Origin of the sequence: Pectobacterium atrosepticum (assembly GCA_019056595.1) — a bacterium.
Lineage (GTDB): Bacteria > Pseudomonadota > Gammaproteobacteria > Enterobacterales > Enterobacteriaceae > Pectobacterium > Pectobacterium atrosepticum.
The window spans coordinates 247,968-263,660 of the sequence record CP036163.1 but is presented as its reverse complement, the minus strand read 5'-3'; the positions used below and the strand labels follow the sequence as shown (position 1 = coordinate 263,660).

The following is a 15,693-nucleotide window of genomic DNA, read 5'->3' as shown; positions in this document are numbered from 1 at the left end:
TAGAGGATTTATCATGGCTGAAGTTATTTTCAATAAACTGGAAAAAGTATACACCAACGGCTTCAAAGCGGTTCACGGCATCGACCTGACCATTAAAGACGGTGAGTTCATGGTTATCGTCGGCCCGTCAGGCTGTGCGAAATCAACGACGCTGCGTATGTTAGCGGGTCTGGAAACCATCAGCGGCGGTGAAGTTCGCATCGGCGAGCGCGTTGTTAACAATCTGGCACCGAAAGAGCGTGGGATTGCAATGGTGTTCCAGAACTATGCGCTCTACCCTCATATGACGGTAAAAGAGAACCTGGCGTTTGGTCTGAAGCTGAGCAAAATGCCTAAAGATCAAATTGAAGCGCAAGTAACGGAAGCAGCCAAAATTCTGGAGCTGGAAGACCTGATGGATCGTCTGCCACGCCAGCTATCTGGTGGTCAGGCGCAGCGTGTGGCCGTAGGCCGTGCCATCGTTAAAAAGCCGGATGTTTTCCTGTTTGATGAACCGTTATCTAACCTGGATGCCAAACTGCGTGCTTCCATGCGTATCCGTATTTCTGACCTGCATAAGCAGTTGAAGAAAAGCGGTAAAGCGGCAACGACGGTATATGTTACCCACGACCAGACTGAAGCCATGACCATGGGCGACCGTATCTGCGTTATGAAGCTGGGTCACATCATGCAGGTCGATACGCCGGATAACCTGTACCATTTCCCTGTCAACATGTTCGTTGCTGGCTTCATTGGCTCACCAGAAATGAACATTAAGCCGTGCAAACTGGTCGAGAAAGACGGTCAGATTGGCGTTGTTGTGGGTAATAACGCGCTGGTATTAAATACTGAAAAACAAGATAAAGTGCGCAGCTACGTAGGACAAGACGTATTCTTCGGCGTTCGCCCAGACTATGTTTCCTTGTCAGATACGCCATTTGAAGGCAGCCACTCACAGGGTGAACTGGTTCGCGTAGAAAACATGGGTCACGAATTCTTTATGTACATTAAAGTCGATGGCTTTGAATTAACCAGCCGCATTCCTTATGACGAAGGTCGGCTGATTATCGAGAAGGGACTGCATCGTCCGGTATATTTCCAGTTCGACATGGAAAAATGCCATATTTTTGATGCAAAAACAGAAAAAAATATCTCTCTTTAACAGGAGTAGTAACCGATGAAAAAAGCGATCCTACACACGTTAATAGCTTCATCTTTGGCATTAGTTGCAATGCCATCTCTGGCAGCCGATCAGGTTGAGTTGAGAATGTCCTGGTGGGGCGGCAACAGCCGTCACCAACAGACGCTCAAGGCGATTGAAGAGTTCCATAAGCAGCACCCAGACATCACCGTGAAAGCGGAATACACCGGATGGGATGGTCACCTGTCTCGTCTGACAACACAGATTGCCGGTAACACTGAGCCAGATGTGATGCAGACTAACTGGAACTGGCTGCCGATTTTCTCCAAAAACGGCGATGGTTTTTATGATCTGAACAAAGTGAAAGATTCTCTGGATCTGACCCAGTTCGAAGCAAAAGAACTGCAAAACACCACGGTTAACGGCAAGCTGAACGGTATTCCTATTTCTGTTACCGCTCGCGTGTTCTATTTCAACAACGAAAGCTGGGCAAAAGCGGGACTGGAATACCCGAAAACGTGGGACGAACTGCTGAACGCCGGTAAAGTGTTCAAAGAGAAGCTGGGCGACCAATACTACCCTATCGTGTTGGAACACCAGGATTCTCTGGCACTGCTGAACTCTTACATGGTTCAAAAATACAACATTCCTGCTATTGATGTGAAAAGTCAGAAATTCGCCTATACCGATGCACAATGGGTTGAATTCTTTGGCATGTATAAGAAACTGATCGACAGCCATGTCATGCCTGATGCGAAATACTATGCCTCTTTCGGTAAGAGCAACATGTATGAGATGAAGCCATGGATCAATGGCGAGTGGTCTGGTACTTACATGTGGAACTCCACTATCACTAAGTACTCTGACAACTTGCAACCACCAGCAAAACTGGCGTTAGGTAACTACCCAATGCTGCCTGGTGCAAAAGATGCTGGCTTGTTCTTCAAACCTGCACAAATGCTGTCTATCGGTAAGTCAACCAAGCATCCTAAAGAGTCTGCTCAGTTGATCAACTTCCTGCTGAACAGCAAAGAAGGTGCTCAGGCTTTGGGTCTGGAACGTGGTGTACCGTTGAGTAAAGCGGCTGTGGCTCAGCTGACCGCTGATGGCATCATCAAAGATGATGCTCCAGCAGTTGCCGGGTTGAAGCTGGCGCTGTCTCTGCCGCATGAAGTTGCTGTTTCTCCTTATTTCGACGACCCACAAATCGTTTCTCTGTTTGGTGATACCATCCAATCTATCGATTATGGTCAGAAATCTGTGGAAGACGCAGCGAAATACTTCCAGCGTCAATCTGAGCGTGTTCTGAAACGCGCAATGAAATAATGTAGCACTCGATTTACCCTGTAATTCATCCCTGCCGCACCGACGGCAGGGATTTTTCATTTAAATTAAAACATCCTCTATATTCAATTCGATCTCCCTCACAATTTGAAACCCTATTTTACTTTTTGTTACTCAAAACGATCTCGATCACAGAACGTAATTTAATAATAAATAGAATAGAACTTGTCCCAAAAAACATAATGCGCCTTTCGAATTAAAGTATTAAGCACAGTCCTAACCAATGGGGAATATAACAATGAAATTTAAATTATTAGCTCTGGCTGTTACATCATTAATTAGTGTGAATGCAATGGCTGTAACTATCGATTACCGTCATGAAATGAAAGATACACCGAAAAATGATCACCGCGATCGTTTGTCAATGTCACACCGTTTTGCCAATGGCTTTGGTTTATCCGTTGAAGCAAAATGGCGTCAATCCAGTGCTGACAGCACACCGAATAAACCATTTAATGAAACCGTCAGCAACGGTACTGAAGTTGTCGCCAGCTATGTTTACAACTTCAACAAAACTTTTTCTCTGGAGCCAGGTTTCTCTTTAGATTCAAGCTCTACCTCTAACAACTATCGCCCTTATCTGCGCGGTAAAGTGAATATCACTGACGATCTTTCTACCTCTTTACGTTATCGTCCTTACTACAAACGTAACAGCGGTGATGTTCCAAATGCATCAAAAAACAACCAAGAGAATGGTTATAACCTAACCGCCGTTCTCAGCTATAAATTCCTGAAAGATTTCCAAGTTGATTACGAACTGGACTACAAAAAAGCAAATAAAGCCGGTGCGTATCAATACGACAATGAAACATACAATTTCGACCATGATGTAAAATTGTCTTATAAAATGGATAAAAACTGGAAGCCTTATATGGCTGTAGGTAATGTTGCAGATTCCGGCACCAACGATCATCGTCAAACTCGTTACCGTGTTGGTGTGCAATACAGCTTCTAATAACGGCCTTGTTATTTAAATAAGCGTTATTAGGTAGCAGAAGGGATGTTATTGTTAATCGATTTACTCAGATCTACTTTTATCATTAACATCCCTTTATTATGGTGTCCGTTGTAGGTTAAGCAGGTTAGTTACGTTTCTTTGTTGTACATGATTTAGTTATATGCGTTTTAGCTGCTGTAATTGCTGTGTCTGATTTACCCTCTTCGTGTATGAATGTTATTTCTTTATTAAAATTTGCGGTTCAGGGTAGTCATTTTTTCTCCGATGTGATGGCTACCCTATTTTTTACCACCGCCCAACGATTCCCCCCTCATTCCCTTTGTCAGGTGATCTATCATGATTGTTCGTTCTCTGCTTGTCGGGGCCATTATGATGTCTGTAAATGGATTAAGTTACGCACAACCTGTTTTCTCTGTCTGGCCACACGGTGAAGCACCGGGTGCCTCTTCTTCAACGGCACAGCCGCAAGTGGTCGAACGGAGTAAAGATCCTTCTCTTCCCGATCGAGCCGCAACGGGTATTCGCAGCCCTGAAATTACCGTTTATCCGGCAGAAAAACCCAATGGCATGGCATTACTCATTACGCCGGGCGGTTCTTATCAGCGCGTCGTGCTAGATAAAGAAGGCAGCGATCTAGCCCCTTTCTTTAATCAACAAGGCTACACCCTTTTCGTGATGACCTATCGTATGCCCGGTGAAGGCCATAAAGAAGGCGCTGACGCTCCGCTAGCCGATGCCCAACGAGCCATCAGAACACTGAGAGCCAACGCCGAAAAGTGGCACATTAACCCGCAGCGCATCGGTATTATGGGGTTCTCCGCCGGTGGTCACGTTGCCGCCAGCCTTGGAACCCGATTCGCACAGTCCGTTTACCCCGCGATGGACGCCGTTGATAACGTAAGCGCACGCCCTGACTTCATGGTGTTGATGTACCCCGTAATTTCTATGCAGGCAGATATTGCGCACGCCGGTTCACGTAAACAGTTAATCGGCGAGCAACCGATGGAAGTACAAGCGGTACGTTATTCTCCTGAGAAACAGGTTACTGATCAGACTCCCCCCACGTTTTTGGTGCATGCGGTTGACGATCCGTCAGTGTCGGTTGATAACAGCCTGGTGATGTTTAGCGCGCTGCGGGCAAAGCAGATTCCGGTCGAAATGCATCTCTTTGAGAAAGGTAAACACGGCTTCGGTCTCCGCGGCACCAAGGGGCTTCCTGCCGCTGCCTGGCCTCAACTGCTGGACAACTGGCTACGCGCTTTACCTGCAAGCAACGAATTGCCGAAAGCCGCGCCATAAGGTATAGCAAACATCGTAACCGAAATAAATCGTTACGCCGTCACCGCTTCCGCAGACAGGGATAATCTCTTATACTGTATAAAATAACAGTTTTATTTGAGAAGTTTCATGACTGCGGAAGGACACCTGCTGTTTTCTGTTGCCTGCGCGATTCTGGCTAAAAAAGTTGAGCTATCGCCAGCGCTGGCTGCCGGAGACTGGTGGCACATTATTCCCGGTGCACTCCTTACCGCGCTGCTGCCTGACATCGATCACCCAAAATCCGTTCTCGGGCAACGCCTGAAGTGGCTTTCAGCACCGATTGCCCGCCTCTTTGGGCATCGAGGATTTACCCACAGCCTTCTTGCTATCGTCGCCGGTATTTTCTTTATTCAGACGCGTCTGCCGCCAGATTGGCCGATTCCGACAGATGCCTACCATGCCATGATCGTCGGTTATCTGAGCCACATTCTCGCTGATATGTTGACCCCCTCAGGCGTTCCCCTACTCTGGCCTTGCCGCTGGCGTTTCAGGTTACCGATTTTAAACAGTCAAAAAGGCAACCAATTAGAACGCTTCCTGTGTATTGCCTGTATCGGCTTTTCGCTGTATCAACCGCAAAAAAATTTGGATTGCTGCACCTACGAACAATCATTTCGCTTCTTGCAGTCAGCACAGACGTACTTCTTCCAATACGTGAAATAGTGACGTTATCTGCTGCACCCATATCGGTGTAACACAATGCCAAAAGAACTGTTATCCTGTGCGTCTTTGTTATTTTTTATCGCGAAAGATCATACTGTCGCTTACAGCGCTGTACGTTGTTGCACATTCGTGGACAGTGTGACGCAAAGCGATTCACTGATAGGGAGCAAGGCCGGATGAATTTTCCGCTACTCATAAATATTCTGCTATTTATCGCATTACTACTCGGATTAGGTTACGTCAGCCGCAACCCATCCTGGAGTCTGGCAAAGAAAGTGTTGTTGGGTTTGGTTGTCGGGGTGTTATTTGGTCTGGCGCTGCATCTGATTTATGGCGGCGACAATCCCGTTGTTAAGCAGTCCATCTCATGGTTTAACATCGTGGGTAATGGCTATGTGCAGCTGTTACAAATGATCGTGATGCCGCTGGTATTTATTTCCATCCTCAATTCCGTTGCCAAACTACATAATGCCTCGTCATTAGGGAAAATCAGCGTCTTGACGCTGTCTACCCTGCTGATCACCACGCTAATTTCTGCGTTAGTCGGCGTTTTTGTCACCAATCTGTTTGGTCTGACGGCAACCGGGCTCGTGCAGGGCGCGCAGGAAACCGCGAGATTAACGGCGATTGAAAGCAACTATGCTGGTAAAGTCGCCGACCTTAACGTTCCACAGCTTATCCTGTCATTCATTCCTAAAAACCCGTTTGCTGAGCTGACCGGTGCTAACCCAACATCTATCATCAGTGTCGTCGTCTTCGCCGCTTTCCTTGGCGTTGCAGCGCTACAACTGCTGAAAGATGACGCAGTGAAAGGCGAACGTGTTTTAACCGCGATTGATACGCTGCAATCCTGGGTAATGAAGCTTGTTCGTCTGGTGATGAAGTTGACACCTTATGGTGTTATGGCGCTAATGACCAAAATGGTCGCCAGCTCTAACCTGCAAGATATCCTCAAGTTGGGCAGCTTCGTTGTCGCGTCCTATTTGGGACTGGCGATTATGTTCGGTGTCCATGCATTGATCCTGTCTTTCACGGGTGTCAATCCAGCGCGTTTTTATCGTAAAGTCTGGCCAGTACTGACGTTCGCATTTACCAGTCGCTCCAGCGCCGCCACGATCCCACTCAGCATTGAAGCGCAAACACGCCGCATTGGCGTACCGCAATCTATCGCCAGCTTTGCGGCTTCTTTCGGTACCACTATCGGTCAGAACGGCTGTGCAGGGCTTTACCCGGCGATGCTGGCTGTGATGGTCGCACCAACGGTGGGAATCAACCCGCTGGATCCCGTCTGGATCGCGACGCTGGTCGGTATCGTCACCATCAGTTCTGCCGGTGTGGCCGGTGTGGGCGGCGGCGCAACCTTTGCCGCGTTAATCGTCCTGCCCGCGATGGGGCTGCCAGTGACCCTCGTCGCGCTGCTGATCTCCATTGAGCCGCTTATCGATATGGGCCGTACTGCACTTAACGTTAGCGGATCGATGACGGCCGGTACCGTCACCAGCCAGTTGATGAAGCAGACAGATAAGACGATTTTCAACGCGCAGGATGACGCTGAGTTGACACATCGCTAAACCACGCTGCTACATAAAAGAAAACGCCGACGGCTGATGCTGTCGGCGTTTTTTTATTTATGACGTCTTCACATGCTCTTTTTGATGACGATTTCGTGCAATCAGGTTACTTAGCGCTGTGGATTTGTGTCATAAGCCTGGCAAGTCTGGAAACCTTTATTGAGAACATTGCCCGTGTCGTTGTAGCTCACGAAATAGTTCTGCGCGGTACCATCGCGGTTCTTAAGCAGATAATCGCTACAGGTTCCCTTAGCATTCACCAACCGTTTTTCCATTCCGCTGCCTGCAAGTTGCTGGACCTGCTGCTTCGTCATTCCCACTTTCACATCTTTTACCACCGGCTCGTTAACATAGCTTTCTGCCTTGTTATAAGCCGTACATCCCGCCAACAGGACAGCGCCAGCTGCCGCAATACACACTAATAATCTATTATTCTTCATCTCATCACCTCATTATTATGGGTCACACTAAGGCTAGTCGGCGGCGACCACTTTTTCAAATTATAACGCGAGTATGTAACATATTGGTCGATAGTCAAAAACAGGTTATCTATAGGGAAAAGGACTACCTGACAGCTTGTCCTTTTTCTTCACGTCGATTCGTTTTACACTCAAGCAATCGTAATAATTCTTTTGCAGTATCAATAAGTTCAGGAGGGAGATGGCATGTCACTACAAAACGACATTATCACTGCGTTAGGCGTGAAAAGCAGCATCGATCCAGCACAGGAAATTCGTGTTAGCGTTGATTTTTTAAAGAATTATCTGAATGCTCACCCGTTCATTACGTCGTTAGTTTTGGGTATCAGCGGCGGTCAGGATTCTACGTTGACAGGCAAACTGTGCCAAACGGCTATCACGGAATTACGTAATGAAACGGGGACATCTCGCTATCAGTTCATCGCTGTTCGACTGCCTTACGGCGTTCAGGCTGATGAAGCTGACTGTCAGGATGCCATCGCCTTTATCCAACCTGACCGCGTATTAACCGTAAACATCAAGCCCGCGATCGAATCCAGTGAAGCCACCTTACGAGCCATTGGCGTGGAACTTTCCGATTTTGTAAAAGGCAACGAGAAAGCCAGAGAACGCATGAAGGCGCAGTACAGTATCGCGGGTATGAATGCCGGACTTGTTGTGGGTACCGATCATGCAGCAGAAGCGGTAACGGGCTTTTTCACCAAATACGGCGACGGCGGTACCGATATCAACCCGATTTTCCGACTGAACAAGCGTCAGGGGAAAGCGCTGCTGCGCGAACTTGGCTGCCCTTCTCATCTTTATACGAAAGCCCCAACCGCCGATCTGGAAGAAGACCGTCCCTCTCTCCCTGATGAAGTCGCACTGGGCGTCACCTATGAAAAGATCGACGACTATCTGGAAGGCAAGCAGATCGATGCTAGTGATGCAGCCACTATCGAAAACTGGTATCGCAAAACCGAGCACAAGCGTCGCCCACCGATTACTGTTTTTGATGACTTCTGGCAGTAAGCTATCGCTATGAATATCACCGGACGCAGATACGGCGTCCGGATTGCTATTGATTCCTTCTGCGCACTCTTCATCGATTCCCTCATCATTCGAGTGGCAGGAAAACCAACGCACAGGCAACGTGAAGCATGACGGGTATAAACATGACGCCACAGCGCGCCACACTCACGAGCCTGCTGGCTATCATTCTATGGAGCACATCCGTTGGGCTTATTCGCAGTCTGACCGAAGCGCTCGGCCCCATTGGGGGCGCCGCGATGATTTACTCCACCAGCACGCTGTGTCTACTGGTCTTTTATGGTCTTCCACGCATTAAAACATTACCCAGAATCTATTTGTTCGCGGGCGGTGCACTATTTGTCTGCTATGAAATATTTCTGTCTCTATCCATCGGATTAGCCGATAGCCGCATGCAGGCGATGGAAATAGGGATGATTAACTATTTGTGGCCCAGTTTAACCATACTCTTTTCTCTTTTTATCAATCAGCAGAAAAGTCGTTTCCTGCTCTGGCCCGGCCTCGTGATCTCGCTGGGCGGCATCGTGTGGATTATGAAAGGAGAAAGTGACTGGACGCCAGAGCTACTGTGGAACAACATTCTTGCTAACCCGCTAGCCTACAGCCTGGCATTTTCTGCGGCCTTGACCTGGGCGCTATACTGCAATATCACCAAGCGTTATGGGCAGGGAAAAAGTGGCGTGTCGCTGTTCTTTTTCATCGCTTCGCTCGTGTTATGGATTCAGTATTCCTTCAGTGCCGAAGGGCCAATTTCATTAACGTTGCCAAGTTCGCTGGAATTGCTCTTTATGGGTGCTTCAGCCGCATTGGCCTATTCAGCATGGAATGCCGGTATTCAGTATGGCAATTTGACGTTACTGGCAACCGCCTCTTACTTTACGCCCGTGCTTTCCACATTACTGGCCGCGCTCTGGCTCAACATCACACCGGCCATTTCGTTCTGGCAAGGCGTCGCAATGGTAACTGCCGGCTCACTGCTTTGTTGGTATGCAACACGATCGTCCACTCGCTGATCCGTTTTCGGCCGGGCTTCTCGGCCACTAAAAACCCTAATTTGCACGCGGTCACATTCTTCTCGCTAACCTGTTATAGTCACCTTCACATTTCGTTACCTAAAAAAGTCATACATGTTAAGGCGTTTCTTTTCGTATTATTCCCCTTACAAGGGGTTATTCGTCCTCGATTTTGGCTGCGCTATTATCGCTGGCCTGCTTGAACTAGGGTTTCCGATGGCGATTAAAGCGTTCATCGATAAATTGTTACCAGCTCAGGATTGGTCTCTGATCCTGTTAGCGTCGGTGGCGCTATTGGCAGTGTATCTGCTGAATACCGCGCTGATGGCCATCGTCAACTATTGGGGACATGCGCTGGGCGTGGGAATTGAAACCGACATGCGTCGACAGGCATTTGAGCATCTGCAAAATTTGCCATTCCGTTACTACGACAATATGAAGACCGGGCATATCATCACTCACGTCACCAAAGATCTGGAAGAAGTCGGTGAAATCGCCCACCACGGCCCGGAAGACCTCTTTCTCGCTATCATGACGTTTATTGGCGCGTTCATTCTGATGGCAACGGTTCACCTGAATCTGGCGCTGCTGACGATTATTATCGTGCCTTTCATGGGGTATCTCGTCAGCCGCTATGGCGCACGCATGACGGAAACCTGGCGCCAACTCTTCGGTCAGGTCGGCAATTTCAACGCCCGAATCGAAGAGAGTGTGGGCGGTATCCGTGTCGTTAAGGCTTTTGCCAATGAAGCCCATGAGAAGAAACTGTTCTCTCACGATAACGAAAACTACCGCCGTACCAAATTGCAGGCCTATCGCATCATGACAGCCAGCATGACGCTCAGCTACCTCAGCACACGCCTGATACAGCTTATCGTAATGCTAGCAGGTATCTGGTATGTCATTCAGGGCGAGCTCACTTACGGCGGTTTTATTGGCTTCCTGCTGCTGATTGAAGTTTTCTTCCGTCCGATCGCCAAAATTACCTCTGTGCTAGAGAGCTATCCCAAGGGCATTGCGGGATTCAAACGCTTTACTCAACTGATCGATACGATTCCCGAGATTGCTGATGCGCCCGATGCGCGTGATGCCGGCCCGTTGAAAGGCGACATCCAGTTTAATGAGGTTAGTTTTGGTTATTCCGCCGACCGCCCGATTCTGCGCAATATCGACCTGTCGGTTCGCGCAGGGGAAACAGTCGCGTTTGTTGGCCCGTCAGGCGCGGGCAAAACCACGCTTTGTTCTCTGTTACCGCGCTTCTACGATTTAACCCACGGTACCATCACCATTGACGGCATGGATATCCGCCAGATGACACAGGCATCCTTGCGTAGCCAAATCGGCATCGTACAACAAGATGTCTTCCTGTTCGGCGGCACCATCCGGGAAAACATCGCTTACGGCAAACTTGGCGCCAGCGACGGCGAAATCATGGAAGCCGCACGACAAGCCAGGTTAGATGAACTTATCGAGAATCTCCCTGAGGGGCTGGATACTATGGTCGGCGAACGCGGCGTTAAACTTTCTGGCGGGCAAAAACAGCGTTTGTCTATTGCCCGAATTTTCCTGAAAAATCCGCCGATCCTAATTCTGGACGAAGCAACATCCGCGCTGGATACCGCGACGGAGCAAGCGATACAGCAGTCGCTCAGCGAGCTTTCCACGGGGCGCACCACGCTAGTCATCGCCCACAGGCTAGCAACCATACAGAACGCGGGACGTATTGTGGTGGTGGATAACGGCAGTATCATTGAGCAAGGTAGCCACCAGACACTGCTGGAACAAAGTGGCATCTATGCCAGACTACATCAGGCACAGTTCGGCCAGGCCTGATTCCCACCTTTCTTCGGCGAGGGTCTCCTCGCCTTTTCCCCTCCTTCTTTTAAACATAGATGTGACTTCAGTGGTTCCCCTTGCAATAAATTGCATTTAAAATGCATCTATTATGATTTCATCAGGACATGACGCACATGGCGAGAAAACCCCTGGGAAAATATCGACAGCGGGAGATTCGTACCGTCGGATTGATGATCGCATTGTATGAAAAACGCCACCCTGAAACCGACGCTAGTACGCAGTATAACGACTTATTCAGCTACGCCATCAAGCGTCTGGAGCGTTGTCATTTCGGTGAAGATAAACCCGCGTGTAAGCATTGTCCTATTCACTGCTATCAACCCGCAAGACGCGAGGCGATCAAAGCGATTATGCGCTGGTCGGGGCCACGAATGTTGCTACGCCACCCGATTCTGGCGATACGCCATTTGATTGACGATCATCGGCCAGTGCCGGATTATCCCAAAAGAGGAACATCGTCAAAGACGTCAACCGGACGAGCAGCTCGTTTAGCAACGCAGCACGCTACATCAGCAGACAATGACGCTGATAAAGTGAAAAGTGTATAGATAGGAAAAGGCCGCTTACGCGGCCTTTTTGGGTGACACTGTTACTCTTTGGGAGAGGCGTTCTCTACCCTACTTTTTAGCTTTTGCCCCGGACGGAACGTGACCACACGGCGCGCCGTAATCGGAATATCTTCGCCAGTTTTTGGGTTACGCCCCGGACGTTGGTTCTTGTCTCGCAAATCAAAATTGCCAAAACCTGACAACTTGACCTGCTCGCCATTTTCCAAAGCGCGACGAACTTCTTCAAAAAACAGCTCGACTAGTTCTTTGGCATCCCGTTTGCTCAGCCCGAGCTTCTCAAACAGGTATTCTGACATTTCAGCTTTAGTAAGCGCCATAGGTTCAATCCCTCAAGGATGCTTGGAATCGCTGTTTTAATGCTGCTACGCATTCTGCAACGGTAGCGGCAATTTCCTCTTCTGCCAGTGTACGCGTGGTATCTTGCAGGGTCAGACTGATAGCCAGACTCTTATAACCTTCCGCTACGCCCTTCCCTCGGTACACGTCGAATAAGTTTACGCCAACTAACTGATTTGCGCCAACTTTCTTACACTCGGCCAAAATATCTCCCGCGGGGACATTTTCAGCTACCACAACAGCAATATCGCGACGGTTCGCAGGGAAGCGGGAAATCTCGTTCGCATCAGGCAATACGCGGTCTGCGACCTTATCCCACAACAATTCGAACACCACGGTGCGCCCGTTCAGATCCAACTTGCGCTCCAGTTCTGGGTGAATAACGCCAATAAATCCAATGCGTTCTCCGCACAGATAAATAGCAGCACTTTGCCCTGGATGCAATGCCGGATTATTTTCAGCCTTGAATTCGACCTCATCCAACTTACCCGTCAATGCCAGTACCGCTTCCAAATCGCCTTTTAAATCATAGAAGTCAACGGCCTGACGCGCCAGATCCCAATGCTCTTCATAACGCGTGCCAGTAATCACACCAGACAGCATCAGATCCTGACGAATACCCAAGTCAGCACTGGCATCCGGTACAAAACGCAGACCGCTTTCAAACAGGCGCAGGCGGCTTTGTTGACGGTTTTGGTTATACACCGCCGCGCTCAGCAAGCCGCTCCACAGCGATAAACGCATCACCGACATCTCTACGGAAATCGGGCTCGGCAAGCTCAGTGACGCCTCATTAGGGTGAATTAGTCCCTGAATTTTCGGGTCAACAAAACTGTAAGTAATTGCTTCCTGGTAGCCGTGATCGACTAATAATGTCTTCACGCGCTTCAATGCCAACGACGCTTCGCGATGCGAGGTCATGATCAATGGAGCCTGAGTCGGAATATTCGGAATGTTGTTGTAGCCGTAAATACGCGCGACTTCTTCAACCAAATCCTCTTCAATTTCCATATCAAAGCGCCAGCTCGGTGCAGTCGCTTGCCAACCAGCGTCGGTTTTCACCACGTTACAGCCCAGACGTTGCAGGATATCGCTCACCTGCTCATCGGCGATCACATGGCCAATAAGACGATCCAGCTTCTCACGACGCAGCGTAATCGTTGCGCGCGTTGGCAAATCAGCGTCGCTGGTGATATCAACTACCGGACCCGCTTCGCCACCACAGATATCGATCAGCAGACGAGTGGCGCGTTCAATGGCTTTGTGTTGTAACGCCGGATCGACGCCACGCTCGTAGCGGTGAGAAGCATCGGTGTGCAAACCGTGACGACGTGCGCGGCCGGTAATCGACAGCGGGTTAAAATAGGCACACTCCAACAGAACGTTTTGCGTTTCTTCATTGACGCCGGAATGCTCGCCGCCAAAGATGCCGCCCATCGCCAGCGCATTCTGTTGGTCAGCAATAACTAACGTATCCGCATTCAGCTTCACTTCGTTGCCATCCAGCAGCGTCAGCGTTTCGCCCTCTTCCGCCATACGCACGATAATGCTGCCGTTGAGACGGTCAAGATCGAATGCATGCATCGGCTGGCCGAGTTCCAGCAAAACGTAATTCGTCACGTCAACTACGGGATCGATAGAACGAATACCGCAGCGACGCAGTTTTTCACGCATCCACAGCGGCGTTGCGGCCTTAACGTTGATGCCTTTCACAACACGGCCTAAATAACGCGGACATGCCTGTGGTGCCTCGACCTGAATCGGGAAGGTATCCTGAATCGTCGCGGCAACCGGTTCAATAGTCGGTTCATTCAACGCTAACTGGTTCAACACAGCGACATCACGCGCCACACCGATGATGCCTAAGCAATCCGCCCGGTTTGGCGTCACGCTGATTTCAATCGCGTTGTCATCTAGCTTCAGATAGTCACGAATATCGGTGCCAATCGGTGCATCTGCTGGCAGTTCAATGATGCCATCGTGATCGTCGGAAATGCCCAATTCGGAAAATGAGCACAGCATGCCTTCAGACGGTTCGCCACGAAGTTTGGCTGCTTTGATTTTGAAATCACCCGGCAACACAGCACCGACTGTCGCTACCGCCACTTTCAGGCCTTGACGGCAGTTCGGAGCACCGCAGACGATGTCCAGCAAGCGTTCACCGCCTACATTGACTTTTGTCACACGCAGTTTATCTGCATTCGGGTGCTGCCCACATTCAACAACTTCACCGACAACCACACCGTGGAATGCGCCAGCAACAGGCTCAACGCCATCCACTTCCAGCCCGGCCATCGTGATTTGTTCGGATAGCGTTTCGCTGTCAACTGCCGGGTTTACCCACTCGCGTAACCAGAGTTCACTGAATTTCATGATGTATACCCGCCTTACTTAAACTGTTTGAGGAAACGCAGATCGTTTTCGAAAAATGCACGCAGATCGGTCACGCCATAGCGCAGCATCGTCAGACGCTCCATGCCCATACCAAATGCGAAACCGGAATACACTTCGGGATCGATACCGACATTACGCAGGACATTCGGGTGCACCATGCCGCAACCCAACACTTCCAGCCATTTACCGTTTTTACCCATGACATCCACTTCTGCGGATGGCTCGGTAAACGGGAAATAAGACGGACGGAAGCGAACCTGCAAATCTTCCTCAAAGAAATTACGCAGGAAATCATGCAGCGTGCCTTTCAGATTGGTGAAGCTGATGTCTTTATCGACAATCAGCCCTTCCATCTGATGGAACATCGGCGTATGGGTCTGATCGTAATCGTTACGATAAACGCGGCCCGGCGCGATGATACGAATAGGTGGCTGCTGCTTTTCCATGGTCCGGATCTGGACACCAGAAGTCTGTGTACGCAGCAGGCGTTTAGCATCGAACCAGAACGTGTCGTGGTCGGCACGTGCAGGATGATGACCTGGAATATTTAACGCATCAAAGTTGTGATAGTCGTCTTCGATTTCTGGCCCAGTAACCACCGAAAAACCCAGCTCGCCGAAAAAAGTTTCGATACGATCGATGGTGCGCGTCACTGGGTGCAAACCACCATTCTCAATGGTGCGCCCCGGCAAGGAGACATCGATAGTTTCTTGCGCCAGACGCGCATTTAACTCAGCGGATTCCAGCGTTTGCTTACGGGCATTCAGCGCGTCCTGAACGTCTTGCTTAGCTTGGTTAATAACGGCGCCAGCGGCAGGACGTTCTTCAGCCGGCAACTCGCGCAGCGAGGTCATCTGAAGGGTTAAGTGACCTTTTTTACCCAGATATTCGACACGCACATTTTCCAGTGCGGCAACATCCTGGGCCTCTTCTATAGCTGTTCTGGCTTTGGCAACCAGCTCTGCGAGATGTGGCATTGTGTTCCTCTTTTTCTGCCTATGCGGCCAACGGTCATGATTGAAGAATGTCGTTTTACTAAA

At 49.5% G+C, this 15,693-nt stretch carries 14 protein-coding genes; 10 read left to right on the top strand and 4 right to left on the bottom strand.

Annotated features, from left to right (window positions below; genetic code table 11):
• Positions 1-13: 13 nt before the first annotated feature.
• The 6 genes from DCX48_01795 to DCX48_01770 all read left to right on the top strand — a co-directional run bounded on the left by DCX48_01795 (position 14) and on the right by DCX48_01770 (position 6,976).
• A complete protein-coding gene (locus DCX48_01795; GenBank protein ID QXE13348.1) occupies positions 14-1,141 on the top strand; it encodes an ABC transporter ATP-binding protein in 1,128 nt (375 codons plus the stop codon).
• A 15-nt stretch (positions 1,142-1,156) separates the two neighbouring features.
• Entirely contained in the window at positions 1,157-2,446 is a 1,290-nt protein-coding gene (locus DCX48_01790) for a carbohydrate ABC transporter substrate-binding protein (protein QXE13347.1), read from the top strand.
• A gap of 256 nt (positions 2,447-2,702) precedes the next feature.
• Complete coding sequence (locus DCX48_01785; protein QXE13346.1) at positions 2,703-3,419, top strand: porin; 717 nt, start codon at positions 2,703-2,705, stop codon at positions 3,417-3,419.
• A 339-nt stretch (positions 3,420-3,758) separates the two neighbouring features.
• Positions 3,759-4,721, top strand: a complete 963-nt coding sequence (locus tag DCX48_01780) for an alpha/beta hydrolase (protein QXE13345.1) — start codon at positions 3,759-3,761, stop codon at positions 4,719-4,721.
• Between the two features lie 108 nt (positions 4,722-4,829).
• Entirely contained in the window at positions 4,830-5,405 is a 576-nt protein-coding gene (locus tag DCX48_01775) for a metal-dependent hydrolase (protein QXE13344.1), read from the top strand.
• 176 nt (positions 5,406-5,581) lie between these two features.
• Positions 5,582-6,976: an L-cystine transporter gene (locus DCX48_01770; protein QXE13343.1), complete on the top strand. Its 1,395-nt coding sequence runs from the start codon at positions 5,582-5,584 to the stop codon at positions 6,974-6,976.
• 110 nt (positions 6,977-7,086) lie between these two features.
• On the opposite strand, the gene osmE is transcribed toward DCX48_01770, so the two are convergent.
• On the bottom strand, positions 7,087-7,416 hold the full coding sequence (gene osmE / locus DCX48_01765; protein QXE13342.1) for an osmotically-inducible lipoprotein OsmE: 330 nt from the start codon (positions 7,414-7,416) through the stop codon (positions 7,087-7,089).
• A 225-nt stretch (positions 7,417-7,641) separates the two neighbouring features.
• Here osmE and nadE point away from each other — a divergent pair, with 225 nt between their 5' ends.
• The 4 genes from nadE to DCX48_01745 all read left to right on the top strand — a co-directional run bounded on the left by nadE (position 7,642) and on the right by DCX48_01745 (position 11,902).
• The gene (gene nadE / locus DCX48_01760; GenBank protein QXE13341.1) at positions 7,642-8,466 is read left to right on the top strand and encodes an ammonia-dependent NAD(+) synthetase; all 825 of its coding nucleotides are present in this window, start codon (positions 7,642-7,644) and stop codon (positions 8,464-8,466) included.
• A 143-nt stretch (positions 8,467-8,609) separates the two neighbouring features.
• Positions 8,610-9,497: a drug/metabolite DMT transporter permease gene (locus tag DCX48_01755; protein ID QXE17119.1), complete on the top strand. Its 888-nt coding sequence runs from the start codon at positions 8,610-8,612 to the stop codon at positions 9,495-9,497.
• A 114-nt stretch (positions 9,498-9,611) separates the two neighbouring features.
• Positions 9,612-11,330: an ABC transporter ATP-binding protein gene (locus DCX48_01750; GenBank protein ID QXE13340.1), complete on the top strand. Its 1,719-nt coding sequence runs from the start codon at positions 9,612-9,614 to the stop codon at positions 11,328-11,330.
• 137 nt (positions 11,331-11,467) lie between these two features.
• A complete protein-coding gene (locus DCX48_01745; GenBank protein QXE13339.1) occupies positions 11,468-11,902 on the top strand; it encodes a nitrous oxide-stimulated promoter family protein in 435 nt (144 codons plus the stop codon).
• 41 nt (positions 11,903-11,943) lie between these two features.
• Here DCX48_01745 and ihfA read toward each other — a convergent pair whose 3' ends face one another.
• The 3 genes from ihfA to DCX48_01730 are packed head-to-tail and all read right to left on the bottom strand — an operon-like array spanning position 11,944 to position 15,630.
• Entirely contained in the window at positions 11,944-12,240 is a 297-nt protein-coding gene (gene ihfA, locus DCX48_01740; protein QXE13338.1) for an integration host factor subunit alpha, read from the bottom strand.
• Between the two features lie 4 nt (positions 12,241-12,244).
• Complete coding sequence (locus tag DCX48_01735; protein ID QXE13337.1) at positions 12,245-14,632, bottom strand: phenylalanine--tRNA ligase subunit beta; 2,388 nt, start codon at positions 14,630-14,632, stop codon at positions 12,245-12,247.
• A gap of 14 nt (positions 14,633-14,646) precedes the next feature.
• Positions 14,647-15,630, bottom strand: coding sequence for a phenylalanine--tRNA ligase subunit alpha (locus DCX48_01730; protein QXE13336.1), 984 nt, complete (start codon positions 15,628-15,630; stop codon positions 14,647-14,649).
• Positions 15,631-15,693 lie beyond the last annotated feature (63 nt).

Coding starts and splice junctions, on each gene's coding strand:
- DCX48_01795 (QXE13348.1), top strand. CDS start 14: ATGGCTGAAGTTATTTTCAATAAACTGGAAAAAGTATACACCAACGGC.
- DCX48_01790 (QXE13347.1), top strand. CDS start 1,157: ATGAAAAAAGCGATCCTACACACGTTAATAGCTTCATCTTTGGCATTA.
- DCX48_01785 (QXE13346.1), top strand. CDS start 2,703: ATGAAATTTAAATTATTAGCTCTGGCTGTTACATCATTAATTAGTGTG.
- DCX48_01780 (QXE13345.1), top strand. CDS start 3,759: ATGATTGTTCGTTCTCTGCTTGTCGGGGCCATTATGATGTCTGTAAAT.
- DCX48_01775 (QXE13344.1), top strand. CDS start 4,830: ATGACTGCGGAAGGACACCTGCTGTTTTCTGTTGCCTGCGCGATTCTG.
- DCX48_01770 (QXE13343.1), top strand. CDS start 5,582: ATGAATTTTCCGCTACTCATAAATATTCTGCTATTTATCGCATTACTA.
- osmE (QXE13342.1), bottom strand. CDS start 7,416: ATGAAGAATAATAGATTATTAGTGTGTATTGCGGCAGCTGGCGCTGTC.
- nadE (QXE13341.1), top strand. CDS start 7,642: ATGTCACTACAAAACGACATTATCACTGCGTTAGGCGTGAAAAGCAGC.
- DCX48_01755 (QXE17119.1), top strand. CDS start 8,610: ATGACGCCACAGCGCGCCACACTCACGAGCCTGCTGGCTATCATTCTA.
- DCX48_01750 (QXE13340.1), top strand. CDS start 9,612: ATGTTAAGGCGTTTCTTTTCGTATTATTCCCCTTACAAGGGGTTATTC.
- DCX48_01745 (QXE13339.1), top strand. CDS start 11,468: ATGGCGAGAAAACCCCTGGGAAAATATCGACAGCGGGAGATTCGTACC.
- ihfA (QXE13338.1), bottom strand. CDS start 12,240: ATGGCGCTTACTAAAGCTGAAATGTCAGAATACCTGTTTGAGAAGCTC.
- DCX48_01735 (QXE13337.1), bottom strand. CDS start 14,632: ATGAAATTCAGTGAACTCTGGTTACGCGAGTGGGTAAACCCGGCAGTT.
- DCX48_01730 (QXE13336.1), bottom strand. CDS start 15,630: ATGCCACATCTCGCAGAGCTGGTTGCCAAAGCCAGAACAGCTATAGAA.